This is a genomic window from Neorhizobium sp. P12A (genome assembly GCF_008365395.1).
Taxonomy (GTDB): domain Bacteria; phylum Pseudomonadota; class Alphaproteobacteria; order Rhizobiales; family Rhizobiaceae; genus Rhizobium.
In genome coordinates, this window is the sequence record NZ_QOVX01000002.1 from 894,713 (window position 1) to 920,675 (window position 25,963).

Here is a 25,963-nt window from a genome sequence, read left to right on the forward strand (position 1 = left end):
TCCGCAATTTGGACAGACAAGGCGAAAACTGCCGCGGTTACAGCGATCATTTTCTGAAACAGGCATGAGTTTAATGTCATGGAACAGGGATTTACCCGATAGGGGAAGAGGCCGCTATAACCGCGCTAAAAAGATTTGATCATTTTCAGTTGATTGATTTGTGACATTGCCCCATCTTCCCTCTTGCGGGTGCCATACGCGCCGCAGGCAGGAGGAACGATGTCCCTATCGACTCTGAAGAATAGGCGTGAGCGAGGCTTTCTCGACGGTCAGTTTTTGATTGCCATGCCCGGTATGGCCGACAGCAATTTTGCCCGCACAGTCATCTATATCTGCGCGCACTCCGATGCCGGTGCCATGGGCTTCGTCATTAACCGCAGCCAGAACCTCACCTTCACCGACGTTCTCCTCCATCTCGAGATGATCAAGCGGGACGATGCCATTCTCTTGCCCCAGGATGCGCGTGATTTTCCGATCCAGACAGGCGGGCCGGTCGAGAGCGGCCGTGGCTTCGTGCTGCATTCCGATGATTATCTCAGCGACAGCAGCATCCCGGTCAGCGATGACATCAGCCTGACGGCGACGCTCGATATCGTTCGGGCCATCTCCAAGGGCGGCGGGCCGAAGCGCGCTACGATGCTGCTTGGCTATGCCGGCTGGGGTTCCGGCCAGTTGGAAGCCGAAATCGCCAGCAACGGCTGGCTCAATTGCGCTGCCAACGAGGAGCTGATCTTCGACCGCAGCCTTGATGATAAATATGAGCGGGCTCTTGCTCTGATGGGTGTGACCCCTGCCATGCTTTCCACAGAAGCGGGACACGCCTAATCGGCTGCGCTGCGGAACGAAATCGATACGGCTACGTTTCCTCACTGCAAGTGCGAACAAAGGTTCGCCAAACAGAGGAGACCCGATATGGGTAGCACGAGCGATAAGATCTCCGGCAAGGTCAACGAAATGGCCGGCAAGGCCAAGCAGGCTGTCGGCAAGGCCACCGATGACAAGGAAATGCGCGCCAAGGGCGCTGTCCAGGAAGGCAAAGGCAAGGCTCAGGTCGCCGTTGGCAAGGCCAAGGACAAGGTGAAGGGTGCCGTCGATCGTATGTGATCGTGTGGTCAACTCTGCAAGAGCCTGCCGCGTTCCCGCGGCGGGCTCTTTTGGGATTTGGGCAGTTCATTTCGGACGGGGTATCGGAAATGCGGCTCTACACCTGCGATCATTGTGGACAGGTCGTTCACTTCGACAACCGTCAATGCGTCCGCTGCGGCTACCGGCTCGGTTTCGCGCCCGAACGCTTGATCATGTATGCCCTGGAGCCGGCCCCCGATCCGAATTGGCACCTCTTTTCGGAGCCGCAACGGTCCGTGCGGTTTTGCTCCAACGCCACTCTCGATATCTGCAACTGGCTCGTCGATGCCGCCGACGAGAATGCATTCTGCATCGCCTGCCGCCACAATCGCCTGGTGCCGAATACCGGCACGCAGGAGGGTGTCGAGCATTGGCAGCGTATCAGCCAGGCGCAACGGCATCTGTTCTATTCGCTGCTTCGTCTCAACCTGCCGCACCCCGATCGCCAGGAGGATCGAGAAGGCGGCCTCGTCTTCGATTTCCTTGAAGACCAGGTGGAGGTCGACGGCAATATCAAACCCGCAATGACCGGTCACGAAGAGGGCCTGATCGCTATCCGCGCCGCAGAGGCTGACGACGTGACGCGCGAGCTTGCCCGCACTTCGATGAACGAGCCCTATCGCACTCTGCTTGGCCATTTTCGCCACGAGACGGGGCACTTCATGTGGAACAAGCTGGTTCGCGATCGCAATGGCTTCGAGGCCTTTCGGTCCGTCTTTGGCGACGAGCGCGAGGACTACGCTGCGGCGCTGCAGCGACACTACGATAATGGCCCGTTGCCGAACTGGCAGGAGAGCTTCATTTCCGCCTATGCGAGCACGCATCCATGGGAGGATTTTGCCGAGTGTTTCGCGCATTATCTTCATATCGTCGATACGCTGGAAACCGCGCGCAGCTTCGGTATTGCGATCGACCCCCGCGGCCACGAGGAGATGGCCGCCGAAGTCGACTTTAACCCCTATCGGGCAAGGAGCGCCGAGCAGCTGGTCAGCGCCTGGATTCCGCTAAGCGTTGCGATCAACTCGATCCAGCGCAGCATGGGACAAAGGGATTCTTATCCTTTCGTCCTGTCGCCGCCGGTCGTGGCGAAACTCGAATATATGCACCGGCTGATCCAGGATGCTGCGTAGCGTCGATCGATCGATCGATCGAACTGGAAGGGCAGAGTGCTTACGCCCGCTTTGTCAGGGGAAAACGTTCTTTCAGCAGCCGCAGCACGGAATCGGTGCCCATGGGCGGTCCGAAGATGAAGCTCTGGCCGTAACTGCAGCCCATCTTGGCAAGCTCCAGCGCATCCTCTTCCGACTCGATACCCTCGGCGACGACCTTCATGTCCATTTCGCGCGCCATCGAAATGACGGAGCGCAGCAGCACCGCCTTCTTGTCGCTCTCGTCGCGCACTAGGCTCTTGTCGAGCTTGATCGTGTCGAATGGGAAGCGAGTGAGATAGGAAAGGGACGAATAGCCGGTACCGAAATCATCAAGCGCCAGGCCAAGGCCGGCATCACGTAGCTTGTTCAGCACGAGACGGGCTTGCTCCGGATTCTCCATCACCATGGATTCCGTCAGCTCCAGCTTGATCCGGCTCGGCTCGCAATGTGTCTTCGCAAGCAATGCCCGCACATCTTCGTAGAGCTCGTTGTTGAGAAGCTGCGCGCTTGACAGATTTACGGAAACGAAGAGCGGCAATTCGCCGGTCTGGCGCTGCCAGGACATCAGGTCGTTCGTTGACTGCTCCATCGCGAACATGCCGAGCGGGCCGATGATGTCGGAGGCCTCGGCGATCGGGATGAATTCGGATGGCGGGATATTGCCGCGCTTGGGGTGTTCCCAGCGCATCAGCGCCTCGAAACCGGCGATCTCCGCATCCTCCAGCCGCACGATCGGCTGATAGACCAGCGACAATTCCTTGCGCTCGATGGCGCGGCGTAGATCGGTCTCGATCTGCAGGCGGTCGGTGCCGAAATTGCGGAAGGCAGGACGGAAAGGCTCGACACGGTTTCCGCCAGCGCGCTTGGCGCGATACATGGCAAGCTCGGCATCGCTGAGCAGACCCGGCGCCGTTTCCTGCTGGTCGACCCAGGAGGTCAAGCCGATCGAGGCCGTCAGGATGATTTCGCGGTTGGCGAAATTGATCGGCACCATGATCGCCTTGCTGACCGCATCGGCAAAATCCGCCACTTTGGTCGGGTCGCGTTCCGAGATCAGGATCAGTCCGAACTGGTCGCCGGAAAGACGTGCGAGCGTGTCCTGTGGTTTCAGCAGGCGTCGCAGGCGCCGTGTCAGGGCGATCAGGATATTGTCGCCGGCGGCAACGCCGAGCGCATCGTTGACCATCTTGTAGCGGTCGATGTCGATCACCATCACGGTCGGGCGAACCATGTCGCCGCCGGGCGCAAGCGTCAGTACGGATTGCAGGCGGTCGATGAAGACCTGCCTGTTCGGCAAGCCGGTCAGGTTGTCGTGCAGCGCGTCATGCAGCAGCCGCTCGATCGAATTCTTCTGCTCGGTGACGTCAACGATCGTGCCGACGCAGCGGATGATTTCGCCGTTGGACCCGAGCACCGGACGTGCGCGGATCGACAGCCAGTGGAAATGCCCATCCTCGGCGCGAATGCGGAACTCGTGGTTCAGCCGGCCGCGACGATGCTCAAGCAGGACGTCGAGCGTCGCCCGGAAGCGATCGCGGTCGTCAGGATGCAGCCGCGGCAGCCAATTGCGCGCCGCTCCATGCATGCTGCCGTGGGAAAGCCCCAGCTTCTGGGAAATATCGGGGATCGTTACGACGCGATCGCGCGCCACATCCCAGTCCCAGACCGTATCGCCCGAGCCGGTCAGCGCCAGCGACTGGCGTTCGAGATCGGAAAACAGGCCTTGCTGGAATGCGCCGCCGGCAAAGGCATGCTGCATGACGGTGAAGCCGATCAAGAGGACGATCAGCACGAGACCGCCGCCAAGAGCCGGCTGGACGATATCGTTGTCGAGCTTGCCTGTTATCGTCAGCCACGCTCCGAACAGCCAGACGATGATGAGCACCCACGCTGGCACGAGCAGGATGGCGCGATCGTAGCGGTTGAAGCCGAGATAGATGATCAGAAGGATGCCAGCGGTTGCCGTCAGGGCCAGCGATACGCGCGCAATGCCGGCCGCGATCGAGGGATCGTAGATAGCGACGCCGAACACCAGGGCAAGGCCCAGGACCCAGGCGAGCGTGACATAGCCGAGATGCGCATGCCATCGATTGAGATTGAGATAGGTGAACAGGAAAATCACCAAACTCGACGCGAGCGCCACCTCCGCACAGGCACGCCATATTCGCTGGTCGCTTGAGGTCACGCTGATGAGTTTGCCGAGGAAGCCGAAGTCGACGCAGATATAGCCGAGCACCGCCCAGGCAAGTGCTGCTGTCGCCGGCAGCATCGACGTTCCCTTGACGACGAAGAGAATGGTCAGGAAGACGGCGAGCAGACCTGCAATGCCGAGAACAATGCCGCGATAGAGCGTAAAGGCGTTGACCGTATCCTTGTAGGCGTTCGGCTCCCAAAGATAGAGCTGCGGCAGGTTCGGCGAGGACAGCTCGGCAACGAAGGTGACGACAGCGCCCGGATTGAGCGTGATACGGAAGACATCAGCCTCGTCGCTCGGCTGCCGATCGAGCGCAAAGCCTTCGCTCGGCGTAATGGAGATGATGCGCTGCGAGCCGAGATCCGGCCAGAAGAGCTTCGAATTCACCAGCCGGAAATGTGGAGCGACGATGACGCGCTCGAGCTGCTCTTCCGAAACGTTGGCAAGCGCAAACACCGCCCAGTCGCCCTGGTGGTTGGGCGACGTGGAGCGCACCTCGATGCGGCGGCGAATGCCGTCGGCGCCGGCTGCCGTCGAAACCTGGAAGGCTTCGCCCTGGTTCGCGTAGATTTCCGTCGTTGCGGTGAGGTCGAGCGCGGTGTCGTCGCGCGAAATCTTGACCGGCTCGGCCGCATGCGCAGCACTGGTAAAGATGACGAACAGCGCCAGCATGGCAGCCGAAAAGATCACAGCGAGCAATCGTCGGGCTGCGGCTGGGTTCGAGAACTGAGCGGTGATCATAGGCTTAGGGATTTTCTGGTGAGGTGGGAATCCGATTCCAACCGGGAGAACATCACATGATCGCGCCATTGCCCGTTGATTTTCAAATATCCGCGCAAGTAACCTTCCCTTTGGAAACCGGCCTTTTCCAAGAGCCTCATGCTACGTTCATTATCCGGAATACAGGCTGCCTCTATACGGTGCAACTCAAGACCTGAAAAGATGTAGGGTATAACCAACTGAAGTGCGGCGAACATATGGCCTTTGCCGGAATGCCGTTCGCCCATCCAATATCCGATCATGCAGCTCTGCGCCGCACCCCGCCTGATGTAGCCGATCGTCAGGCCGCCAAGAAGCGTCATGTCCTCCTTGGAAAAGATGAAAAGCGGGATGGCCTGGCCCGAATTATATTCCTGCTTGCCTCGAATGACGCGGGCCCGATAGGCGCCCTCGGTCAGCTCGTCGTGACGCCAGGTCGGCTCCCACGGCTCCAGGAACCTTCGGCTTTCGGCCCTCAGCCGGTGCCATTGGTTGAAGTCCGAATAGCGCGGCAGGCGGAGAAGATGGTCGTCGCCTTCAAGCTGAACAGTGTCGGGATGTCGTGACAGAAACCGAAAAACCGATTTTGACATCCGTTAGTCTACTCCGGGCTTTTGATGTCTGGACTGACGGGATCGTCAGCCGCTGGCTGCTCTCGATGCTTGCGATGTCTGCGCGAGCGAAGCACTGATGTCTTCCATCGGGGCGAGCTGTTCGAGCGGCCCGATAGCGGAAAGCGTCGGTACTGTATCGAAGAACAACCGTCCGGCAAGATCCGTCAATCGCTCGATCGTGATCCCTTCAAGACGTTCCATCATTTCCGGGTTGGGGATCGGGCGACCGTAGAGCATCATCTGCCGGGCGATCTGGCCGGCGCGGGCAGCGGGGCTTTCCTGGCCCATGAGAAGCTGGGCGCGGATCTGGGCGCGGGCTCGCTCGATTTCCTGCTGCTCGATCGTGTGGGAGGACTTGCGCAGTTCCTCCACGATGACGGGCAGGAGTTCCGGCAGGTTCTCGCCGCCGGTCGCCGCGTGAATGCCGAAGATGCCGGTATCGGAAAAGCCCCAGTGGAAGGCATAGACCGAGTAGCAGAGGCCGCGAAATTCACGCACTTCCTGGAACAGCCGCGAGGACATGCCGCCGCCCAAGATGTTTGCCAGGATCTGCGAACAGTAGAAGTCGCGGGCGTGATAGGCGCGCCCCTCGAAGCCGAGCAAGATCTGCGCATCCATCAGGTCGCGCGTCTCGCGCACGCTGCCGCCGATATAGCGTGCGGGCTCGATGATCGGCGCCGTTGCCGGCGCGGTCGGCAGGCTGGAAAAACGCTCCTCGACCTGGCGAACGAACTTTTCATGATCGACGGCGCCGGCCGCAACGATGAACATGCGGTCCGTCGTATAGTTGCGGCCGAGATAGCCGCGAATTTGCGCTGGCGTGAAGCTGAGGACGGTTTCCGGCGTGCCGAGAATGGCGCGGCCGAGCGTCTGATCGCGATAGGCGACTTCGGAGAACTTGTCGAAAACGACGTCGTCAGGCGTATCGTTGGCCGCGTTGATTTCCTGCAGGATGACCTGCTTTTCGCGCTGCAATTCGTCTTCGTCGAAGGCCGATTCCGTCAGGATGTCGGCCAGGATGTCGACGGCAAGCGGCACGTCTTCCTTGAGCACGCGTGCATAGTAGGAGGTCGTTTCGGTCGAGGTCGCGGCGTTGACTTCGCCGCCGACATTCTCGATTTCCTCGGCGATCTGCCGCGCAGTGCGGCGTCCCGTGCCCTTGAATGCCATGTGCTCAAGCAGATGCGCGACGCCGTGCTCTGCCTCGGTTTCATTACGCGAACCGGATTTGATCCAGACACCCAAGGCCACGCTTTCGAGATGCGGCATCATCTGGGTTACTACCGTCAGCCCGGATTTCAGCCGGGTGCACTCAACTGTCATCGCTCGTCTTTCTGCGTTTACCGTCCCTGGGCCCGCGCATGCTTGCCGATAAAGGTTTCAACGACTTTAAGCTCGGGATCGAGGATATCGAAACGCTCCTCCCTGTCCATCAGTCCAGCAAGCCACGTCGGAAGCGCCGGGTCAATACCGCTTGCCGATTTTACTGCGGCGGGGAATTTTGCAGGATGTGCGGTCGAAAGTGTGACCATCGGGCTGTTCGGCTTTTCATGTTTCGCTGCCACGAAGACGCCGGTCGCCGTATGTGGATCGATCAGATAGCCGGTATCGGCGAGCGTCTTGCGGATGGTTTCCGCTACCTGCTTCTCGGTCGCGCGGCCGGCGCGGAAGTCGCGCTTGATGAATTTCAATGCATCCTTGCCGATCTCGAAGCCGTTCGATTGCTTCAGGCTCTCCATGGCGGCACGCACCTTCGAGGCATCGCGGTCATGGGCCTCGAACAGCAGCCGCTCGAAGTTCGAGGAGATCTGGATGTCCATTGAGGGCGAGGTCGTCGCCTTGACTTCGCGCATCTCGTAACGCCCGGTCTTCAAGGTGCGGGCGAGAATGTCGTTGTCGTTGGTCGCAATGATCAGCTTGTCGATCGGCAGGCCCATGCGCTTGGCCACATAGCCCGCGAAGATGTCGCCGAAATTGCCGGTCGGGACCGTAAACGAGATCTTCCGGTCCGGCCCGCCGAGCGCGACAGCCGTGACGAAATAATAGACCACCTGCGCCATGATGCGCGCCCAGTTGATCGAATTCACGCCGGAAAGCCTCACGCCGTCACGGAACTTCGCGTCGTTGAACATCGCTTTGACGAGATTCTGGCAGTCGTCGAAATTGCCGTTCAGCGCCAGCGCATGGACATTCGATGCCGTCGAGGTCGTCATCTGACGCTGCTGCACCGGCGAGACCTTGCCGTGCGGGAAGAGGATGAAGATATCGGTCCGCTCGCGTCCGGCGAAGGCGTCGATGGCAGCGCCGCCGGTATCGCCCGAAGTTGCGCCGACGATCGTTGCCCGCTCGTTGCGTTCGGCAAGCGCATAGTCCATCAGCCGCGCCAGCAATTGCATCGCGACGTCCTTGAAGGCCAGCGTCGTGCCGTGGAACAGTTCCATGACGAAGCTGTTCGGCCCGGTCTGCACCAAAGGCGTGATGGCCGGATGGCGGAAAGTCGCGTAAGCCTCGTCGATCATGCCGCGAAACGTCTTGGCCGGGATCTCGCCATTGGTGAACGGCGACAGGACCGCAAAGGCGATCTCCTGATAGGTCTTGCCCCTGAAACCTCTGATCTCTTTCTTGGAGAGATGCGGCCATTCCCGCGGTACATAAAGCCCGCCATCGCGCGCAAGCCCGGCCAGAAGGGCGTCGCAGAAGCCAAGGGCAGGGGCCTCTCCCCGTGTTGAGATGTAGTCCACGGTCTTTACCTCGATTTTCGGATTGGAATTTCGGCGCGCTATGCGGCTGAATTTTAAAGCGGAGAAGGGCGTAGCGACACGTCTCTTTGCGTCAAATAGACCGGCCCGGTTTTCGCAGCCGCGCAATTCGGCGAGACATGACCGTCAAGGGCGGCGGTTTGTGCCAATATGTCGGCGTCGAAAAGTGAACCAAAACGGTGCTTACCCAATCGATTTTTCGCTAGGCCGCTGGTATAGACCATCGCCAAGTGTCATGAAAGGCCCGGTGGCAAAGCCGAGGGCGGATAATATGAATTACAGGCAGAGGGTGAAATAATCGTGTTTGGCAGGGTATCTCGCGTTCTCTTCTCGGCATCACTTCTGGCAATTTTGGCCGGTTGCAACTCTCTCGGTTTTGGCGGCGACAAGCAGCCCGCAACGGATGTGACGGTGGCACCTCAGGCCAGCAGCGCGACCGCGGCTGCCGCACCGGCGGGCAGCCTTCCCCCTGTCATAGCAGGCAAGTGCCCCCAGATCGTGATCCGCGACGAGGCATCCGTCTATCACTCCTATGCCAAGGGCGCGAAGGATGATCCGAACCAGCTGATGTACCAGGCCTCGCTTGCCCAGGGAACGCGCTCCTGCTCGACTGACGGCGCGAACCTGAAAATTTCGGTTGCTGTCCAGGGCCGGCTCGTTGCCGGGCCGATGGGTAGCGCCGGCACGGTGACGCTGCCAATTCATGTGTCCGTCCTCGATGGCACGACGTCGCTCTATGACGAGCCGGTCAACTTCCAGGCCCAGATTCCTCCCGGGCAGTCGACGGCACAATTCCTGTTCACCGATGACAGGATTTCCGTGACCGGCGGCTCGGGCGGTTTCGTCACCGTCTATGTCGGCTTCGCGGACGAGACGCCGAAGGCGACAAAGCCGACGAAGGGTCACACGAAAAAGAAGTAAGGCAGTCCTCGCGACTGCTGTCATCTGTAAAGGCTCATCGAAATTTAACCGGCGGAGATAGATCCGCCGGGCCGAGATGGCCGAGAATGACGAGGAATTGAGGGGGCGGGGCTCCGGCCTGATTCGATATCCTACCGGTGTCCTCAACCCAAAGATCTGGAAATTAGAAAACCCCGTCCCATTCCGCGAGCGCCGCTACGACGCCGGGAAGGTCAGCCATGCGCGCAATCACTGTTTCGGCGCCGGCATCCGTCAGCCGGTCTGCGTGCGATGGATAGGTGTGCGATGCGCCGGTAAAGCCGATCACCCGCATGCCGGCTGCGCGTGCAGCATGGACGCCGTGTACGGAATCCTCGACCACGATGACTTGCGAGGGCGGCATGTCGAACTGCTCGGCGCCATAAAGGAAGATATCCGGCTTCGGCTTGGCGCGATCCGGACCAAGATCCTTGGCGGAATAGATATGCGGCGCAAAGAGCTGCTTGAGGCCGACCTTGCCAAGCATCATGTCGAGGCGCTCGGAACTGGAATTCGAACAGATGCAGCGCGGCATGTCGAGGCGCGACAAGGCGAGGGGTATGCCCGGAATGGCCTTGACCTCGTTTGCGAGCCTGACGTCGAGGATCTTCTCGGACTTGTCGAGAAGCGTCGCAGACAGCGGAATGCTTGCCTCGCGCTCGATCTGCAGGAGGATGTTGCGCCAGGTCATGCCAGCGAAACGCTCGCCCATTTCCTCGGCGCCGATCGGATAGCCCGCCTCGGTCAGAAGCTTGGATTCCACGTCCGCTGCAATGATTTCCGAATCGACCAGAACGCCGTCACAGTCGAATATGATGAGGTCGAAGCCGGTGCTCATGTCACGCCATACCTTTTGGGAAGATCGTGCGGCTTTACACGAAGGCTGTTCAAAGCTCAACCGCCGACAAGGCATAGCAGAACTGCGCTGATTGAAATGGTTTTGTACGCTCGACAAGTTCCGTGACGCTATTTAGAGCCTTTCCGGGTTTTATTGAAGCATTCTGCCGGAGCAGGTTTGTGACAGGGCAGAGGCGATTGGCGAAGGGCATACCCCCTGGTACGTCCGAGCCGATCGCCTCTGATCCTGGCTCAAAGATGCCCGGCCCTTCGGGTTGGCTGAAACGGGCCGCCTGATCGCCCGGCCAGCTTGGCCGTATGCTTTGGCCACGACGCCCGCCGGCCGGGCGACCATCCGACTCCGTTTGAGCCAACAGAATGCTTCAATAAAACCCGGAAAGGCTCTAAGGAACGCATATGGGCAAGGATGCCGAAGACACGATTGCGGGCCGTATCAGCCGGGTGCTTGCCGAGCGCATCATCCGGGGCGAGCTCGCGCCCGATACCCGCCTCAGGCAGGACCATATCGCCGAGGAATTTTCGACCAGCCATGTGCCGGTTCGCGAGGCTTTCCGCCGGCTGGAGGCTCAGGGGCTGGCGATCAGCTTGCCGCGTCGCGGGGTGCGGGTCGCCTCCTTCGATCTCAAGGAGGTGAGGGAGGTGGCAGAGATGCGCGCCGCCCTCGAAGTGCTGGCCTTGCGCCATGCCGCCCAGCATATAACGCCAGCCATTCTGGAAGAGGCGGAGGAAGCGACGCGCGAAGGCGATGCTGCTGCCGATGTCCATGCCTGGGAGGCGGCCAATCGTCGCTTCCATCGACTGATCCTCGCGCCCTGCGGGATGAAGCGCCTGCTCGCCTCGATCGACGACCTGCATGCGGCGAGCGCGAGGTTTCTGTTCTCGGCCTGGCAATCCGGCTGGGAAAAGCGGACCGATCAAGACCACCGCGCCATCATCTCGGCCCTTCGGCAGGGCCGGACGGAAGAGGCCGCTGCAATTCTTCAGAAGCATGTGCAATGGATCGGCCGCTCTCCCGTGCGCACGCCGATGGGCACGACGCGCGACGCTTTTGCGATCGTCGGTTAATCATCCGAAATCCTTATGGGCCGACTCAGGCTTCCAGCGGAAATAGCAGAAGAAACTGCCGCTCGCCCTCGGAGGTGAAGAGGATGGAGCGACTGTTCTGCGACCGCCTTGCCCAGCCTCTCTCGAAGAAATTCGAAAGCAGCGCCTTGCCGAGGCTGCCGGCCAGATGCGCCCTCCGCTCGCTCCAGTCGAGACACGAGCGGCAAAGCGGCCGGCGGCTTGATTTCAGCCCGGTCACGTCGATGCCGATCGATTTGAGATGCGCTTCGCCATCCCCGGTCAGTTCGAGTTTTTCGCCAGATGTCGAGATGGCGCCGGCAGAAATCAGGCTGTCGAGCATGCGCACTCCATAATCGCCGGCGAGGTGATCGTAGCAGATACGCGCCTTTCGAAGCGCCGGCTCCTTCGGTCCGGGCTGATGGCGCAGGTGTCCGCGGCTGGCGGCAAAACCCATGATTCCCTCCAGCAACTTGCCGACAGCCTCGTCCGCCAGCGCGAAATAGCGATGGCGTCCCTGTTTGCGCTGGCTGATGAGACCGCCGGCCTCCAGCTTGGAAAGATGCCCGCTCGCCGTCTGCAGGGTGATCCCGCCGGCTTCCGCAAGCTCGGTCGCCGTCAATGCCTTGCCGGCCATCAGTGCGGACAGCATATTCGCCCGTGCAGGGTCGCCGATCAGCGCCCCGATCTGGGCTATGTTGGGTCCTTCCTTCATACTTCGATCGTAACCGAAGCATGCTCGCCGCGCAACATGCGAAAACCGGCTCCGACCTCAAAGGAGAAAACCATGATTGCCGTCATCTTCGAAGTCGTTCCCTGTCTCGGCGAACGCCACCACTATCTCGACCTCGCCGGCGAGCTTCGCCCTCAGCTCGAAACCATCGACGGATTCATCTCGATCGAGCGTTTCGAAAGCCTCACGCTTCGCGGCAAGATCCTGTCGCTGTCTTTCTGGCGCGACGAGGAAGCAATCCGCAAATGGCGCAATCTCGAGGAGCACCGCGCGGCGCAGAAAGCCGGTCGCAACGGCATTTTCGCCGATTATCGCCTGCGTATAGGCCACGTGGTTCGCGACTACGGAATGAACGAAAGGCTGGAAGCGCCGGCGGACAGCAAGGAAATTCACAACTAGCGAATTAGGAAGTTCGGAAGAAAAATTTCCCAAATCGTTCCATGCTTTAGCCTTTGGTAACCAACTTGGGTAACCATAACGCTCCAGTAAAGCGTAATGCGTAAAGTGTAAGAGCGAGTATCATATGGCGTCAGTTTTCCCGCTTGCCGAGCTCAAGAAGTCAGTCAATCCGGCTTCTTGGGTCGACACGATCATCAAGGGCGATTGCGTTGCGGCCCTTGAAGCCTTGCCAACTCATTCCGTCGACGTCATCTTTGCCGACCCACCGTATAATCTTCAGCTCGGCGGCACGCTGCACCGGCCGGACCAGTCGCTTGTCGATGCCGTCGATGACGAGTGGGACCAGTTCGCTTCCTTCGAGGTCTATGATGCCTTCACGCGTGCGTGGCTGCTTGCCTGCCGCCGCGTTTTGAAGCCGACGGGCACGATCTGGGTGATCGGTTCCTATCACAATATCTTCCGCGTCGGCGCCACGCTGCAGGACCTGAATTTCTGGATCCTCAACGACATCGTCTGGCGCAAGACCAATCCGATGCCGAATTTCAAGGGTCGTCGCTTCCAGAACGCCCATGAAACGATGATCTGGGCAAGCCCGAACGCCAAGGCCAAGGGTTACACCTTCAACTACGATGCGTTGAAGGCCGCCAATGACGATGTGCAGATGCGCTCCGATTGGCTGTTCCCGATCTGCAGCGGCAGTGAGCGCCTGAAGGGCGAAGATGGCAAGAAAGCGCACCCGACACAGAAGCCGGAAGCGTTGCTCGCGCGCGTCATCATGGCATCGACCAAGCCCGGCGACATCGTTCTTGATCCCTTCTTCGGATCGGGCACGACGGGGGCCGTCGCCAAGCGCCTCGGCCGCCATTTCGTCGGCATCGAGCGCGAACAGGACTATATCGATGCGGCCTCGGCCCGCATCGCCGCCGTCGAGCCGCTCGGCAAGGCCGAATTGACGGTCATGACCGGCAAGAAGCAGGAGGCGCGCGTCGCCTTCAACGTGCTGGTCGAAAACGGCATGATCAAGCCCGGCCAGGTGCTGACGGATGCGAAGAAGCGCTACAGCGTCATCGTTCGCGCCGACGGCACGGTCGCCTCCGGCGGCGAAGCCGGCTCCATTCATCGCCTTGGCGCAAAAGTCCAGGGCCTTGATGCCTGCAATGGATGGACGTTCTGGCATTTCGACGACGGGAAAACCCTGCGCCCGATCGACGAACTGCGGTCCATCATCCGCAATGATCTGGGAAAGATGGAATAGGCAGTTCCAGGAAAGTGTGAAGCGGCTTTCCGTCCGGAACTGCGTAAAAGATAAGAGCATTTCCGGTGGCCCCGTTTTAAGCCGGAAATGCTCTTATCTCTCGATCCCGATCAATCGCCCATTCTCTTCCGGTTTTGTACCTCCAGTCCCGGAAAGAGAAATGATGACGCCCAGGATGACGAATCCTGGGCGTTTTGCATGCTGCGAGATGGTCTGTCGTTTGGTGCCGTCTACCTTTTCAGCCTGTAGCGCTCCTCGTCTTCGTCCCTTTGCCGGCCGCCGAGTGCGGCTGCGACGCTGGCAATGAAGGCGCCGACAAAGAGCGCAAGAGCGCCGACAAGTGCAGTTGCCGCAGCAGCCTTGCGAGCGGTATCAGCAGCCTTTTGAGCGGCCGCCTTGGCATCGTCGACGCGCTTGAGGACGGCGTCGACGCGCGCTTTTGCATCGGCATCGGACAGTCCGGCGCGAGAGGCGACCACTTGCTGCAGATAGGTGCGGTCATCGGCCGAGATTTCGCCCTGAGCCGCACCGTTGACCAGGATCCGCGTCACCTCAGCGCTGACGGCTTCGTTGCTCTCGTTTGCCGGGGCGGCGGCTTTCGCGTTTGCTGGACGCAAGAGGGCATCGGTAAAATAGGCCGTCGAGAAATTACTGCTTCCACTGCCGCTGTTATTGGATGCAGCCGCAGAAGCAGCAATCGTACCGGCGGAACCCGCAGCGCCGATGGCCGATGCGGTCGCCTGGGTTCCGGCGCCGATCAGCGACGAGATTGCGGAGCCGAGGAAGCCCACGACCAGCAAGGTCGCCAGCGCCCAGGACAGAAATCCGTGAGCCGTGTCGCGGAAGAACACCTCATATGTATGGACGCTCGTCCACTTGGTCCGCAGCCGCCCCGTCAGGTAGCCACCGACGCCGGCCGAGAACCACTGCACGACGATCAGCCAGGCCGCGGCCGATGCGGTAACCGTTATCGCCGAACTGCTTTCATGCGCAAAGGGAGAGATCATGGTCAGCCCGATGCCGGAGCCGACCAGCATCAAAAGCAGCGAGATCACAGCCGCAACCAGCGCGCCGGCGATGATGGGACCCCAGCTGACGGCGGAAGACGAAGACTCCATGGTCGGATCATTTAGGGAAGAGACAGGCACCGACATGTCCGCCTCCTCAATGCGTGAACAGCATGATGATGATAATCAGCGGAATCGGAACACCGAGAAGCCAGAGCAATATGCCGCGACCCATTTTTACCTCCCGTCAGCAAGGCTGACCTTGAATTGTTTCTGAGCCTGTCCGCCATGGATGCGGGCAGCTGTCCACTAACTTGCCAGGGAGGAGATGGTTCCTAAGCCAATGAACGATCTGGCTTTTACCGGAAGGGCCGATTTTCATGCCCGAAAACGGGTGAAGGAGACGTGCCCGAAGTGATGCCTGTACGATTTCGCTCGATCGATTAGAATATACAATCGCAGCGGGTGCTGACGGGGGAGGTCATCATGTATCTCGGAATGATTGTTCTATTGATGGTCATTCTTCCCATCGGGTCGATTGCCGCGGAAATGGTTATCCATGGCGGCAGTCTAATCGTGCTTGCCGGCAAATGGTTGGTCTTTTGGGCTGTCGGAATCCGGCTGATTCTCGCGGGCTGCCGCCAGACGATCAATCCTGCATTCACCGCGCAGAAGATTTTTGAGATCAAGGATCCGGCCGCCCTCGTCATCGTGCAGGAACTCGGCTTCGCGAACCTGTCCATCGGCCTGCTCGGCATCCTGTCGATTTTTGAACGCGGCTGGGTTGTCCCAGCTGCTGTTGTCGGCGGCCTGTTTTATGGTTTGGCAGGTTTCAAGCATCTGCTGAAAGGCGACAGAAACAAGATCGAGAACATCGCGATGATCTCCGATCTGTTCATCTTCCTCGTACTGGCTGCCTATCTGGCCGCAATGCAATGGGCATGAGGCGGGTAGGATATCCACGCCGCCTCATCGTCGTCAGAATGCCTGATAATCCGTGACATCGACGCTCACGACTTCGCCGTCTTCGTTGAAAGTGATCGTCTCCTCCCCTTCGCGGACGAGCGACTTGCCGGTCTTTGCGTGCGTGGCGCGCACCGACCAGACTGCACGTCCGGACAGGGGCGTCAGCGTTTCGACGCGATGGTTAATCGCGGTCTGATCCGGATAATCGCTGAAATACTGCCTGATACCGGCGAGGATCGCATCCCGGCCGACCAGGCTGCCGACGCCGGCAGAGATCCACACGGCGTTCTCGGCGAAAAAGGGCCGCATCTTCTCGATATCCATGCCGTTGATGGCTTCGTGGAAGATGACGATGCGTTCTGCGGGATCGAAGGTCATCGGCTCACACCTTGATGCCGTAGGAAGCGAGATCGCTGCGCAGCTTGTCGGCGCCGGTGAAGTGAACCGCATGCCATCCGGCAGCCTTGGCGCCTTCGACGTTGGGCAGCGAATCGTCGATGAAGATTGTTGCCGAAGGCTCCAGATCGAAGCTTTTCGCGTGCGCCTCATAGATCGCGACGTCAGGCTTGATCAGGCCGACATCACCCGAAACCGTCACGCCGCGTGGCTTGGTCAGGAACGGAAAACGCTCCTGCGCCTCGCGAAACGTATCTGATGCGAAGTTGGTGAGCATCGTCACATCGCGACCCTCTGATATCAGGCCTTCCATGATTGCAACAATGTCTTCGTAGTGGTGCGGCACCATCTCGTGCCAATGCTTGCGGAAGGAGCGAATCTGCTCCTCGCGTTCGGGATGCTCGGCGATCAGCAATGCTTCCGCCTCGGCCCAGGTGCGTCCGCGATCCTGCTCGACGTTCCAGTCATGGGTGCAGACATTCGCGAAGAACCAGGCGCGTTCGTCTTCGTCGGGGATGACGCGGCTGAAGGGAAGGTTGGGATCGTAATGAATGAGAACCTTGCCGATATCGAAAACGATATGCTTGATCTGCGTCGTCATGAATTGCCCCTAGATGTTCAGTCCCGGCTCTTGAATGCGCGTGGAATAGCCTGTGCGATCGCTTTTTTCATGACTGTTGGCAAGGCTTGGCTGTCAAGATTTGTAACCGGTTCCCACCATCCGTCATCGGCTGCAGGCTTTGCAGCAAGCACGCTGCGATAGATCGTCAGCCGAAGTTCGAAATGGGTAAAGACATGGGTGACCGTGCCGCAAGCCTGCCAATCGGCGGCAAAGGGCGCCGCGTCCGTGCCGGTGGCGCCGTCGATCCGCGCCGTCCAACCCGTGGTCGGCACTTCCGTCATGCCGCCGAGAAGGCCGCTTTCCCCACGACGACGCAGCAGGATTTCACCTTCCGAAGTAACCGCGATAAAGGCCGCACCTTGGCGGACCGGCTTGTCCTTCTTGGCGGCCTTGACCGGGAAATGTTCGGGATCATGCAGCCGCAGCGCCTCGCAAGCATCACGGAAGGGACAGAGCGAACAGGCGGGTCGCTTGGGCGTGCAGATCGTTGCCCCGAGATCCATCATCGCCTGCGCAAAGTCGCCGGGACGTGTCGCCGGCGTTAGCAGCGCCACCTTCTGCCGCATCAGCGGCTTGGCGGCAGGTAGCGGCGTCGCGATGGCATAGAGCCGCGAAATCACGCGCTCGACATTGCCATCCATGACCGCAGCCTGCTGGTCGAAGGCAATCGCTGCGACGGCCGCTGCGGTATAGTCGCCGATACCGGGAAGTGCCTTCAGACCTTCTTCCGTATCCGGGAATATGCCCGCATGATCATTCGCGACCGCTTCGGCACACTTCTTCAGGTTCCGCGCCCGGGCGTAATATCCAAGCCCCGCCCAGGCCGCCATGACGTCGTCGGTCGGCGCCGCGGCAAGATCCGTAACGGTTGGCCAGCGTTCGAGAAATTTGGCGAAATAGGATTTGACCGCAGGCACCGTCGTCTGCTGCAGCATCACTTCAGACAGCCAGACTTGATAGGGCTCTGCCTTCACGCCTCGCGCTGCCATCGGCGGCGAGACGCGCCAGGGCAGGTCGCGGTGATGCCGGTCGTACCAGATAAGCAGGGCGGCGGCTGTGGGGATTTCGGAACTGGTCTTGCTCATCATTTGCGGCATCGGGGAGAAGTGCCGTATACTTGGCTAAGCTGCGTCGGGCGATCAAGGTCTCGGGACGCGAAACAGGGCTTAAGCGCGCGATGTCCATGGGTTATCCCCGAATATGAGTTACCCCCGCAAAGGTGAGAAGCAGATCTCGGAAGTGGCGAATGCCCTGATCGACCCGGTGCTTGCCCGCCGCGCCGGCATCAACACGGCGCTGCTCGGTTCCTGGGATGAGATCGTAGGCGAGGATTTCGCCGATTGCACCCGGCCGGAAAAGATCGCCTGGGCCCGCCGCGGCGACTTCGGCGAGGAAAACCGCTATCAGCCCGGCGTGCTGACGATCGCCTGCGAGGGTGCCCGCGCCCTGTTCCTCACCCATGCGCAAGGGGAACTCATCCAGCGCATCAACAGCTTCTTCGGCTTCGCCGCCGTCAACCAGATCCGAATCGTCCAGAAGCCGGTCTCGCTGGCTGCCAAGCGCTCGCGCAAGCCGCTCCCACTGAAGGGCGAAGCCGCCCGGAAGCTCGAAGCGATGATGGACGGCATCGAGGGCGACAAGCTGCGGCAGGCGATCGAGCGGCTGGGCACGGCGGTGCTCGGCAAGCGGGGGCGGTAAAGCGGGCTTGCATCCGATATGACATTGTCATACTTTCCCGTGTAATTCTTTGCAGGAGTCGTTAATGAGAAGCAGCAAACCGATTTCGGTGACCCTCGGCGCTCAACAGCAGGCAGTAGATGAACGCGTCGAATCCGGCGCCTATGCCTCTGCGAGTGAGGTGATCCGCGCTGCGCTCAGAGCGCTCGATCGCGAGGAACGCGCTTTGGATATCTTCATGCGTACCAGAATTCAGGAGGCTTTGGACGACGATACGCCGCCGAGCAGCCTTGATGAGGTCTTCAATCGTATCGAAGCCTTGCACAGTGAGCGAATAAAAGGCGATCGCTCTTGAAATATAGGGTCGTCTTCGCGCGGCTGGCGGAAAACGATCTCGTGCGCATCTACGAGTTTATTGCAGTAGACAGTCCTGTTCGGGCCATATCCTTCGTTCGGCGTCTACGCGCCCATTGCGAACGCCTGGAGACCATGGCGCTCCGTGGCCCGATACGCGAAACGCTGGGAAAAGATATCAGAATATCTGTATTTGAGAGACGCGTAACCGTCGCCTATCGAATCGAACAAGATGCGGTAAAGATTCTACGGCTCTTCTATGCTGGCCAAGATGCGTCGTTTGGCGGCCTCGGCAACAGCTAAGAATGGTCGTCAGCGCCCATTCTGACAATAATTTAATCCCAATGTCTTTGACAGGTCACAATTCTTTGAAGAAAGTTGGCCAACCGTGGCTTGTGAGCGGCAGGATGCCGTTATATCGCATGACACTATTCAACGACCTCTTTCGACAGGTGAACAAATGCCGATGTCTGACTTGCTCTTGACCAAACGCCACCTGCTGGGCGGCGCTGCCCTGGCAGCTTTCGCTGGAGGCCTTGCAGCCTTCGGGGGAACGGCGTCCGCTGCAAATGCAACGAGCGTCAACGGCACGGACACGACCACCACCGGCGCCACCAACAACCCGGAAGACACCCCGCCTGATTCCGACGGCACCGTAGACATGGCCGACGTGCTCAAGCCCGGCCCGCTGCCGGAAATGGCGCTCGGCAAGGAAGACGCGCCGGTCAAGATCGTCGAATACATGTCGATGACCTGCCCGCACTGCGCGCATTTCGCCGTCACCACCTTCCCGGAACTCAAGAGCAAATATATCGACACCGGCAAGGTGCGTTATATCATCCGCGAATTCCCCTTCGATCCGCGCGCTGCGGCCGCCTTCATGCTGGCCCGCACCAACCCGCAGGCTCCCGACCAGCTTTCGTCGCCCGAGCAGTATTACGCAATGGTCGACATGCTGTTTAAGCAGCAGGTTGCCTGGGCCGCTGCCGATGACGGCCGCGCAGCGCTCCTGCAGATGTCGAAGCTCGCCGGGTTTACTGAGGATAGTTTCACGAAGACCTTGACGAACCAGAAGCTTCTGGATGAAGTCAACGCCGTACGCGAGCGCGGCGCCAAGAGCTATGGCGTCAACGCCACGCCGACCTTCCTGATCAACGGGAAGCGTTACGCAGGGGATATGTCGATTGTCGCAATGTCGAAGCTTATCGACGAAGCGTCCAAGTAATCCGAGCCTTCTGACGAAGACGGGCGACGGCGGGAGCCGTGCGCCCGTTTTTCATGCGCGGATGATTGCTCTTCATCCGGCCGGAAAGGGCTTGCATGAAGTTCAATAAGCTCCGTGTCGTTGGCTTCAAATCCTTCGTCGAGCCGTCGGAATTCGTTATCGAGCGTGGATTGACCGGCGTCGTCGGCCCGAACGGTTGCGGCAAGTCCAATCTCGTCGAGGCCCTGCGCTGGGTGATGGGCGAGAATTCCTACAAGAACATGCGCGCCTCGGGCATGGATGACGTCATCTTCTCCGGCTCCGGCCAGCGGCCGGCCCGCAACACGGCGGAAGTGGCGCTCTATCTCGACAATGCCGATCGCACGGCGCCTGCTGCCTTCAATGACAGCGATGAGATCCAGGTCACGCGTCGCATCGAGCGCGAACAGGGCTCGGTCTACCGCATCAACGGCAAGGAAGCCCGCGCCAAGGACGTGCAACTGCTCTTCGCCGATGCCTCGACCGGCGCCCGCTCCCCCTCGATGGTGGGACAGGGGCGCATTGGGGAACTGATCCAGGCGAAACCACAGGCCCGCCGGCAATTGCTGGAAGAAGCGGCAGGCATTTCGGGCCTGCATTCCCGCCGCCATGAGGCCGAGCTGCGCCTGCGCGCCGCCGAGGGCAATCTCGAACGCCTCGACGATGTCACATCACAGCTGGAAAGCCAGATAGAAAGCCTGAAGCGCCAGGCCCGTCAGGCCAATCGCTTCAAGATGCTTTCGGCTGATATCCGGGCCCGCGAGGCGATGCTCCTGCATATCCGCTGGGTGCAGGCCAAGGAAGCCGAGGCCGAGGCGGATAGCGCCCTCAATCAGGCGACCGTTGTCGTCGCCGAAAAGGCGCAGATCCAGATGGAGGCCGCTAAGGGCCAGGCGATCGCCAGCTTGAAGCTCCCGGAATTGCGCGAGGGCGAGGCGAAGGCGGCAGCTGCATTGCAGCGCCTGCAGATCGCCCGGTCGCAGCTTGAGGAAGATGCCAACCGTATCCTGCGCCGTCGTGACGAACTGACCCGTCGCCTGGCACAGCTTGGCGAAGACATCCGTCGCGAGGAACGCCTTGTCGAGGACAATGCGGCAATCCTTGCCAAGCTCGATGCCGAAGAGGCTGAGATCACCGATATTCTGGCAGATTCTGGCAGGCTCGCCGAGGAAACCCGCGAGGCCTTCGAAGGTGCTGCAGAAAAACTTGCCGATAGCGAGCGGCTTTTCACAGCACTGACGGCAGAGCGCGCCGAGGCTGCCGCAGGCCGCAACCAGCTGGAACGCGCCATCCGTGACCTTGCCGACCGCAAGATGCGGCTCGAGCGTCAGGTCGATGAGGCAAACAGCGAACTTGCATCCGTCGACGACAGAATGAAGGTCCTGCCGGATCCTGACGAGAAGCAGGCGATGGTGGAGGCGGCCGAGACCGCTGTTGCCGATGCCGAAGCGGCCGCGCAGACGGTTGAGGCAGCACTTGCCGCCGCCCGCGAAACCGAAGCCTTGTCCCGCGCTCCGGTCGAGCAGGCTCGGTCCGGCCTGAATGCGCTGGAGACGGAAGCCCGCACGATTTCGAAGATGCTTGCCGCCGGCGCTGCTGCCGGTGAGTTCTCGCCGGTTGCGGAAGAATTGCGCGTCGATCGCGGTTTCGAGACGGCGCTGGGTGCGGCCCTCGGCGACGATCTGGAATCCCCGCTTGATGCTGCGTCGCCGGTCCACTGGTCCGACAATGGCGGCGGCGGTGGTGATCCGGCTCTGCCCGAGGGCGTCGAACCCTTGATTTCGCATGTCCGCGCCCCGGCCGCGCTGACGCGCCGGCTGCGCCAGATTGGCCTTGTCGCTACGCCGGATGCTGCGTTGAAGCTCATGACCGCGCTCAAGCCAGGACAGCGCCTGGTGACCAAGGACGGCGCCGTGTTTCGCTGGGACGGCCACGTGACGGGCGCCGATGCGCCGAGCGCGGCAGCCCTCAGACTTGCCCAGAAGAACCGCCTCGCGGAACTGGAAGCAGAGGTCGAGCTTGCTCGTGACGCCCTGCTCGAAGCTGAGGAGCGCCTTGCCGCTGCCGGAGAAGCAATTCGGGCGGAGGAACGCCGTCTCGCGGACGCTCGCGAGACGAGCAGGCTTTCTGCCCGCCACCTGGCTGAGGCAAGGGACGCGCTGGCTGCGGCCGAGCGTGCCTCGGGCGATCTCAGGCGCCGGCGCGATGTCGTCGCCGAAGCCATCAGCCAGTTGCAGGCACAACTGGAAGAAGTGGCCCTTCAGGACGAGAATGCCCGCATCGAGCTTGAGGACGCGCCTGATCTCAGCGCCATCGACCTGCGCCTGCGCGAGCAGCAGATGGAGGTTGCGACCGATCGCGGCGCCTTGGCCGAGGTGAGGGCTCGTCACGAGGGCCTGAACCGGGAAAACGAAGCCCGCCAGCGCCGCATCATGGCGATCCATCAGGAGCGCGACACATGGCGCCAACGGGCCGCCAGCGCCGAAAACCATATCCAGACGCTGCGAGACCGCGAGGAAGAGGCGCGCGAAGAAGCGATGGAGCTGGAACTCGCCCCCGATGAGTTCGACGACAAGCGCCGCTCCCTGTTGACCGAATTGCAAAAGGCGGAGGAAGCCCGTCGCTTTGCTGCCGATCGCCTGGCGGAAGCGGAAATCGTCCAGCGCGAAGCCGATCGCCACGCAACGGTGGCGCTATCTGAGCTTGCCGAAAGCCGCGAGAAGCGCGGCCGTGCCGAAGAACGTCTGGTTTCAGCGCGCGAAAAGCGGCAGGAAGGCGAGATGCGTATCCGCGAGGCGCTCAATGTCGCGCCGCACGAGGCTTTGCGTCTCGCCGGTGTTTCGGCCACGCAAGCCATGCCTGATCTGAGGGAAGTCGAGCGCGAGCTGGAACGGCTGAAGATGGAACGCGAGCGCCTGGGTGCCGTCAACCTGCGCGCCGAAGAAGAGAGCAAGGAACTGACCGATCGGCTGAACGCCCTGATCAAGGAGCGGGACGACGTGATCGATGCCATTCGCAAGCTCCGCGGCGCGATCCAGAGCCTGAATCGCGAGGGCCGCGAGCGCCTCGTCGCCGCTTTCGATGTCGTCAATGCGCAGTTCCAGCGGCTGTTCACCCATCTGTTCGGTGGTGGCACGGCTGAACTGCAATTGATCGAGTCCGACGATCCGCTGGAAGCCGGTCTCGAAATCCTCGCGCGTCCGCCGGGCAAGAAGCCGCAGACCATGACGCTGCTATCAGGCGGCGAGCAGGCACTGACGGCCATGGCGCTGATCTTTGCCGTCTTCCTGACCAATCCGGCACCGATCTGCGTGCTGGACGAAGTGGATGCGCCGCTCGACGATCATAATGTCGAGCGCTATTGCAATTTGATGGACGAAATGGCCGCCTCCACGGAAACACGTTTCGTCGTCATCACCCACAATCCGATCACCATGGCCCGCATGGATCGGCTCTTCGGCGTGACCATGGCGGAGCAGGGCGTTTCCCAGCTCGTATCGGTCGATCTTCAGACCGCGGAACAGTTGCGCGAGACGGCGTAAGTCATTCTACTTTAAGTAAATTTTGCCATTAAAATCACATTTGCCTGCCGCTTTTTGCGCCGCATGCTCCAATTGGGGGATGCCAGCGTGGAACTTTGTGCACTAGGCTGACTTTATACGGGAAGAGTTCCGAGGGAGATCGGAACCGGTATCTTCGGTGAGAGATCTGAGCGGCCTTTGGGCGCAACGATTGGGAGCCGAGGGGCAAAATGTCCGCGCGTGGGATCCTCCAACCCCCCGTCCGGTTTTTCCTGGCCGGACGGAATGGCTTTGCGGGATCGCCGAGCGGTCCCGCAAAGTTTTTTTGAGGCCGATGATTTCAGCAAAGTCTGACAATCAGTAGATCGGCTTATCTCCAGTGGCATTTCATGAATACCGCGGCGGCGTCCAAGGCATGGCGCGCGCCTTGAAGCTCCATGACCGATCTTTGGAAAACGTGGTGCAGCCCCTCGTAAATATCCAGCTGCACCTTGCCGCCCTGCGCAGCCGCGGCGGCTGCATAGCGTCGGGCGTCGTCCAGCAGCAGCTCGTCGGTTCCGACCTGGATGGCCAGCGGCGGCAGAGCCTTCGGAATGTCATACAGCGGCGACGCGCGACCATCCTTCGGCGCGGCGCCTGCCAGATAGGTTTCCGCAGCCTTGGTCAGGATCTGTGGCGGCAGGAAGATCGGGTCGTAGGTCGCGGGATCGTTGAAGGAGGCGCCTGTCAACGCGAGATCGATCCACGGGGAGAAGACGACGACCGAGGCGACCTCGGATCGGATGTCCTCCGTGGCCATTGCGCCGAACGCCAGCGCTCCGCCCGCCGAGTCGCCCGTGAGCGCGATCTGCCCGAAACCGCGCTCACCCAGCCAGCGCCGCGCCGCGACCGCTGCGTCGAAGGCTGCCGGAAACGGATGCTCCGGTGCGAGCGGATAATCGAGCACGAAGCTCGCGACGCCAGTTCTTATGGCCAGTTGGCTTGCAAGCCCGCGATAAGCTCTCGCTGACCCCAACACGTAGGCGCCGCCGTGGATGAAGAGGATGGCGCGGTCGCTGGGCGCCTGCTGGGGACGGACCCACCATCCCTTCAACTGCGGCTCGTCGACCTCTTCAAGGGTTACGCCTTCGGCGATTGGCGTCGTCTCCGTCATCGCGTCATAGGCGTCCCGCATCGTGCCCGTCATATTCGTGAAGTGAACCCCCATCGCCGCAAGAACGGCGATTTCAGCTTGCCGATCCGCAGCGGATATCGGGTGGCGGGTTTCGCTCATGTTCAATTTGTATGTCTGCGTCATGTCTCTTCTCCTTCTGAGGCAAGGTGTCCGTTCCTCTGGAAAGAGTTTTGATCCATTCCGAATTCGGCTTGCAGACAGGGAATTGGACTACCATCTATTCCATTATGGACTTCATGAGGCTGATATGGACCGGCTCGACGCCATCAGACTTTTCATCCGCGTCATCGAGCGCGGCAGTTTCTCGGCTGCCGCCAGGGAGGCCGGGACGGGGCAGTCTGTCGTCAGCAAGCAGATCGTCGCGCTGGAGGCGCAACTCGGCGCACAACTGCTGCTGCGGACATCCCGCAGCCTGCGTATGACCGAGACGGGTCAGCGCTTCTACGAATCCGCCCTTCGGCTGGTGGATTACTATGCGGCATTGGAAGCGCTCGCCAGAGACACCCAGGCCGCGCCGTCGGGCCTGGTGCGCATTGCCGTGGCGCCGGTTTTCGGGCGGCTCTATGTCGTGCCGCACCTGCTAGCCTTCTTCGAACGCTTCCCGGGCATCCGCGTCGAGATGTTTGCCTCCGACCGCTACGTCAACATGATCGGGGAAGGTGTCGATCTCGCCATTCGCCATGGCGATCTCGCCGACTCGACCCTGACAGCGAGAAGGCTGGCGACCAGCCCTTTCGTGACAGTTGCCACGCCTGCCTACCTGGAACGCCATGGTGTGCCGGCCGCGCCTGCGGATCTCACCAGCCATGCCTGCATTGTCTTTACCGGCCGCGAAGAAATCCGGCCGTGGTCATACCGGGGAGGGGACGGCGCCAAGATGCTGCATCGTCCCGACGGCAGCTTCCTCACCAATGACGGCGAGCAGATCAGGGCCGCCGTCCTGTCGCATCTCGGCATCGCAAACTTGCCGGCATGGCTCGTCATGCCGGAACTGGCATCCGGTGCGCTGACATCTGTTCTGCGGGACCACGAGATGGAAACGACCGCCATCAGCGCCGTCTATCCCTCCCGGCGCGGCCTGACGGCCAAGGTCCGCATCTTCATCGATTTTCTCGTCGAAACGCTTGCTCGCGATCTGCAGGAGCGATGAGTGGT

At 60.7% G+C, this 25,963-nt stretch carries 25 protein-coding genes; 14 read left to right on the top strand and 11 right to left on the bottom strand.

All coding sequences use genetic code 11. From position 1 onward, the window contains the following. Window positions 1–219 precede the first annotated feature (219 nt). From DTW90_RS10365 to DTW90_RS10375, 3 genes are all read left to right on the top strand, one after another. Window positions 220–825: a YqgE/AlgH family protein gene (locus DTW90_RS10365; protein WP_149338060.1), complete on the top strand. Its 606-nt coding sequence runs from the start codon at window positions 220–222 to the stop codon at window positions 823–825. Window positions 826–912: 87 nt separating this feature from the next. Then, complete coding sequence (locus tag DTW90_RS10370) at window positions 913–1,104, top strand: CsbD family protein (RefSeq protein WP_132517890.1); 192 nt, start codon at window positions 913–915, stop codon at window positions 1,102–1,104. 89 nt (window positions 1,105–1,193) lie between these two features. Next, window positions 1,194–2,255 (top strand): putative zinc-binding metallopeptidase, encoded by a 1,062-nt coding sequence (locus DTW90_RS10375; RefSeq protein ID WP_149338062.1) that lies wholly within the window; start codon window positions 1,194–1,196, stop codon window positions 2,253–2,255. A 40-nt stretch (window positions 2,256–2,295) separates the two neighbouring features. Here DTW90_RS10375 and DTW90_RS10380 read toward each other — a convergent pair whose 3' ends face one another. From DTW90_RS10380 to thrC, 4 genes are all read right to left on the bottom strand, one after another. Further along, window positions 2,296–5,142, bottom strand: a complete 2,847-nt coding sequence (locus DTW90_RS10380) for a sensor domain-containing phosphodiesterase (RefSeq protein ID WP_245512588.1) — start codon at window positions 5,140–5,142, stop codon at window positions 2,296–2,298. Between the two features lie 65 nt (window positions 5,143–5,207). Next, window positions 5,208–5,822 carry a GNAT family N-acetyltransferase gene (locus DTW90_RS10385; protein WP_132517884.1) on the bottom strand — a complete coding sequence of 205 codons (615 nt, stop codon included), beginning with the start codon at window positions 5,820–5,822 and terminating at the stop codon, window positions 5,208–5,210. A gap of 45 nt (window positions 5,823–5,867) precedes the next feature. Further along, window positions 5,868–7,166: a pitrilysin family protein gene (locus DTW90_RS10390; RefSeq protein WP_149338064.1), complete on the bottom strand. Its 1,299-nt coding sequence runs from the start codon at window positions 7,164–7,166 to the stop codon at window positions 5,868–5,870. Window positions 7,167–7,183: 17 nt separating this feature from the next. Further along, window positions 7,184–8,584 (bottom strand): threonine synthase, encoded by a 1,401-nt coding sequence (gene thrC / locus DTW90_RS10395; RefSeq protein WP_149338066.1) that lies wholly within the window; start codon window positions 8,582–8,584, stop codon window positions 7,184–7,186. 318 nt (window positions 8,585–8,902) lie between these two features. Between thrC and DTW90_RS10400 the strand changes: the two genes are divergently transcribed. Beyond that, window positions 8,903–9,523, top strand: a complete 621-nt coding sequence (locus DTW90_RS10400; RefSeq protein ID WP_149338068.1) for a hypothetical protein — start codon at window positions 8,903–8,905, stop codon at window positions 9,521–9,523. A 163-nt stretch (window positions 9,524–9,686) separates the two neighbouring features. Here DTW90_RS10400 and DTW90_RS10405 read toward each other — a convergent pair whose 3' ends face one another. Continuing rightward, window positions 9,687–10,379: an HAD family hydrolase gene (locus tag DTW90_RS10405; protein WP_132517876.1), complete on the bottom strand. Its 693-nt coding sequence runs from the start codon at window positions 10,377–10,379 to the stop codon at window positions 9,687–9,689. A gap of 416 nt (window positions 10,380–10,795) precedes the next feature. Here DTW90_RS10405 and DTW90_RS10420 point away from each other — a divergent pair, with 416 nt between their 5' ends. Beyond that, entirely contained in the window at window positions 10,796–11,464 is a 669-nt protein-coding gene (locus DTW90_RS10420) for a GntR family transcriptional regulator (protein ID WP_132517874.1), read from the top strand. Window positions 11,465–11,489: 25 nt separating this feature from the next. Here DTW90_RS10420 and DTW90_RS10425 read toward each other — a convergent pair whose 3' ends face one another. Then, window positions 11,490–12,176, bottom strand: a complete 687-nt coding sequence (locus DTW90_RS10425) for a helix-turn-helix transcriptional regulator (protein ID WP_149338070.1) — start codon at window positions 12,174–12,176, stop codon at window positions 11,490–11,492. A 72-nt stretch (window positions 12,177–12,248) separates the two neighbouring features. On the opposite strand from DTW90_RS10425, the gene DTW90_RS10430 reads away from it, so the two are divergent. Both DTW90_RS10430 and DTW90_RS10435 read left to right on the top strand, forming a co-directional pair. Then, complete coding sequence (locus DTW90_RS10430) at window positions 12,249–12,593, top strand: antibiotic biosynthesis monooxygenase (RefSeq protein WP_149338072.1); 345 nt, start codon at window positions 12,249–12,251, stop codon at window positions 12,591–12,593. Between the two features lie 124 nt (window positions 12,594–12,717). Continuing rightward, window positions 12,718–13,848 (top strand): site-specific DNA-methyltransferase, encoded by a 1,131-nt coding sequence (locus tag DTW90_RS10435; RefSeq protein WP_132517868.1) that lies wholly within the window; start codon window positions 12,718–12,720, stop codon window positions 13,846–13,848. Window positions 13,849–14,078: 230 nt separating this feature from the next. Here the strand turns inward: DTW90_RS10435 and DTW90_RS10440 are convergent, their stop codons facing one another. After that, window positions 14,079–15,002, bottom strand: coding sequence for a hypothetical protein (locus DTW90_RS10440; RefSeq protein WP_132517866.1), 924 nt, complete (start codon window positions 15,000–15,002; stop codon window positions 14,079–14,081). 339 nt (window positions 15,003–15,341) lie between these two features. Here DTW90_RS10440 and DTW90_RS10445 point away from each other — a divergent pair, with 339 nt between their 5' ends. Continuing rightward, entirely contained in the window at window positions 15,342–15,800 is a 459-nt protein-coding gene (locus DTW90_RS10445; protein ID WP_149338073.1) for a DUF6790 family protein, read from the top strand. Between the two features lie 33 nt (window positions 15,801–15,833). Here the strand turns inward: DTW90_RS10445 and DTW90_RS10450 are convergent, their stop codons facing one another. From DTW90_RS10450 to mutY, 3 genes are read right to left on the bottom strand one after another with little or no spacing between them, the layout of a single operon-like run. After that, window positions 15,834–16,199 (bottom strand): nuclear transport factor 2 family protein, encoded by a 366-nt coding sequence (locus DTW90_RS10450; protein WP_132517862.1) that lies wholly within the window; start codon window positions 16,197–16,199, stop codon window positions 15,834–15,836. 4 nt (window positions 16,200–16,203) lie between these two features. After that, a complete protein-coding gene (locus tag DTW90_RS10455) occupies window positions 16,204–16,818 on the bottom strand; it encodes an HAD family phosphatase (protein WP_149338075.1) in 615 nt (204 codons plus the stop codon). Between the two features lie 17 nt (window positions 16,819–16,835). Continuing rightward, entirely contained in the window at window positions 16,836–17,924 is a 1,089-nt protein-coding gene (mutY, locus tag DTW90_RS10460) for an A/G-specific adenine glycosylase (protein ID WP_188079929.1), read from the bottom strand. Between the two features lie 115 nt (window positions 17,925–18,039). Here mutY and DTW90_RS10465 point away from each other — a divergent pair, with 115 nt between their 5' ends. The 5 genes from DTW90_RS10465 to DTW90_RS10485 all read left to right on the top strand — a co-directional run bounded on the left by DTW90_RS10465 (window position 18,040) and on the right by DTW90_RS10485 (window position 23,655). Next, window positions 18,040–18,537, top strand: a complete 498-nt coding sequence (locus DTW90_RS10465; RefSeq protein ID WP_132517856.1) for a DUF721 domain-containing protein — start codon at window positions 18,040–18,042, stop codon at window positions 18,535–18,537. Between the two features lie 64 nt (window positions 18,538–18,601). After that, the gene (locus DTW90_RS10470) at window positions 18,602–18,871 is read left to right on the top strand and encodes a type II toxin-antitoxin system ParD family antitoxin (protein ID WP_132517854.1); all 270 of its coding nucleotides are present in this window, start codon (window positions 18,602–18,604) and stop codon (window positions 18,869–18,871) included. Further along, window positions 18,868–19,173: a type II toxin-antitoxin system RelE/ParE family toxin gene (locus tag DTW90_RS10475; RefSeq protein WP_149338079.1), complete on the top strand. Its 306-nt coding sequence runs from the start codon at window positions 18,868–18,870 to the stop codon at window positions 19,171–19,173. The genes DTW90_RS10470 and DTW90_RS10475 overlap by 4 nt, the downstream gene beginning before the upstream one ends. A gap of 157 nt (window positions 19,174–19,330) precedes the next feature. Next, window positions 19,331–20,095, top strand: a complete 765-nt coding sequence (locus DTW90_RS10480) for a DsbA family protein (RefSeq protein ID WP_149338081.1) — start codon at window positions 19,331–19,333, stop codon at window positions 20,093–20,095. 95 nt (window positions 20,096–20,190) lie between these two features. Next, entirely contained in the window at window positions 20,191–23,655 is a 3,465-nt protein-coding gene (locus DTW90_RS10485; protein ID WP_149338083.1) for a chromosome segregation SMC family protein, read from the top strand. A gap of 349 nt (window positions 23,656–24,004) precedes the next feature. On the opposite strand, the gene DTW90_RS10490 is transcribed toward DTW90_RS10485, so the two are convergent. Next, window positions 24,005–24,931: an alpha/beta hydrolase gene (locus tag DTW90_RS10490; RefSeq protein WP_149338085.1), complete on the bottom strand. Its 927-nt coding sequence runs from the start codon at window positions 24,929–24,931 to the stop codon at window positions 24,005–24,007. A gap of 124 nt (window positions 24,932–25,055) precedes the next feature. On the opposite strand from DTW90_RS10490, the gene DTW90_RS10495 reads away from it, so the two are divergent. Then, the gene (locus tag DTW90_RS10495) at window positions 25,056–25,958 is read left to right on the top strand and encodes a LysR family transcriptional regulator (RefSeq protein WP_149338087.1); all 903 of its coding nucleotides are present in this window, start codon (window positions 25,056–25,058) and stop codon (window positions 25,956–25,958) included. The last annotated feature ends 5 nt before the right edge of the window (window positions 25,959–25,963 follow it).

What these genes read in the sequence shown, in the direction of transcription:
- DTW90_RS10435 (WP_132517868.1), top strand. Translation starts at nt 12,718, where the DNA reads ATGGCGTCAGTTTTCCCGCTTGCCGAGCTCAAGAAGTCAGTCAATCCG.
- DTW90_RS10465 (WP_132517856.1), top strand. Translation starts at nt 18,040, where the DNA reads ATGAGTTACCCCCGCAAAGGTGAGAAGCAGATCTCGGAAGTGGCGAAT.
- DTW90_RS10470 (WP_132517854.1), top strand. Translation starts at nt 18,602, where the DNA reads ATGAGAAGCAGCAAACCGATTTCGGTGACCCTCGGCGCTCAACAGCAG.
- mutY (WP_188079929.1), bottom strand. Translation starts at nt 17,924, where the DNA reads ATGAGCAAGACCAGTTCCGAAATCCCCACAGCCGCCGCCCTGCTTATC.
- DTW90_RS10405 (WP_132517876.1), bottom strand. Translation starts at nt 10,379, where the DNA reads ATGAGCACCGGCTTCGACCTCATCATATTCGACTGTGACGGCGTTCTG.
- DTW90_RS10425 (WP_149338070.1), bottom strand. Translation starts at nt 12,176, where the DNA reads ATGAAGGAAGGACCCAACATAGCCCAGATCGGGGCGCTGATCGGCGAC.
- DTW90_RS10495 (WP_149338087.1), top strand. Translation starts at nt 25,056, where the DNA reads ATGGACCGGCTCGACGCCATCAGACTTTTCATCCGCGTCATCGAGCGC.
- DTW90_RS10440 (WP_132517866.1), bottom strand. Translation starts at nt 15,002, where the DNA reads ATGTCGGTGCCTGTCTCTTCCCTAAATGATCCGACCATGGAGTCTTCG.
- DTW90_RS10490 (WP_149338085.1), bottom strand. Translation starts at nt 24,931, where the DNA reads ATGACGCAGACATACAAATTGAACATGAGCGAAACCCGCCACCCGATA.
- DTW90_RS10480 (WP_149338081.1), top strand. Translation starts at nt 19,331, where the DNA reads ATGCCGATGTCTGACTTGCTCTTGACCAAACGCCACCTGCTGGGCGGC.
- DTW90_RS10385 (WP_132517884.1), bottom strand. Translation starts at nt 5,822, where the DNA reads ATGTCAAAATCGGTTTTTCGGTTTCTGTCACGACATCCCGACACTGTT.
- DTW90_RS10375 (WP_149338062.1), top strand. Translation starts at nt 1,194, where the DNA reads ATGCGGCTCTACACCTGCGATCATTGTGGACAGGTCGTTCACTTCGAC.
- DTW90_RS10430 (WP_149338072.1), top strand. Translation starts at nt 12,249, where the DNA reads ATGATTGCCGTCATCTTCGAAGTCGTTCCCTGTCTCGGCGAACGCCAC.
- DTW90_RS10450 (WP_132517862.1), bottom strand. Translation starts at nt 16,199, where the DNA reads ATGACCTTCGATCCCGCAGAACGCATCGTCATCTTCCACGAAGCCATC.
- DTW90_RS10420 (WP_132517874.1), top strand. Translation starts at nt 10,796, where the DNA reads ATGGGCAAGGATGCCGAAGACACGATTGCGGGCCGTATCAGCCGGGTG.
- DTW90_RS10380 (WP_245512588.1), bottom strand. Translation starts at nt 5,142, where the DNA reads ATGCTGGCGCTGTTCGTCATCTTTACCAGTGCTGCGCATGCGGCCGAG.
- DTW90_RS10455 (WP_149338075.1), bottom strand. Translation starts at nt 16,818, where the DNA reads ATGACGACGCAGATCAAGCATATCGTTTTCGATATCGGCAAGGTTCTC.
- DTW90_RS10390 (WP_149338064.1), bottom strand. Translation starts at nt 7,166, where the DNA reads ATGACAGTTGAGTGCACCCGGCTGAAATCCGGGCTGACGGTAGTAACC.
- DTW90_RS10365 (WP_149338060.1), top strand. Translation starts at nt 220, where the DNA reads ATGTCCCTATCGACTCTGAAGAATAGGCGTGAGCGAGGCTTTCTCGAC.
- DTW90_RS10445 (WP_149338073.1), top strand. Translation starts at nt 15,342, where the DNA reads ATGTATCTCGGAATGATTGTTCTATTGATGGTCATTCTTCCCATCGGG.
- DTW90_RS10485 (WP_149338083.1), top strand. Translation starts at nt 20,191, where the DNA reads ATGAAGTTCAATAAGCTCCGTGTCGTTGGCTTCAAATCCTTCGTCGAG.
- DTW90_RS10370 (WP_132517890.1), top strand. Translation starts at nt 913, where the DNA reads ATGGGTAGCACGAGCGATAAGATCTCCGGCAAGGTCAACGAAATGGCC.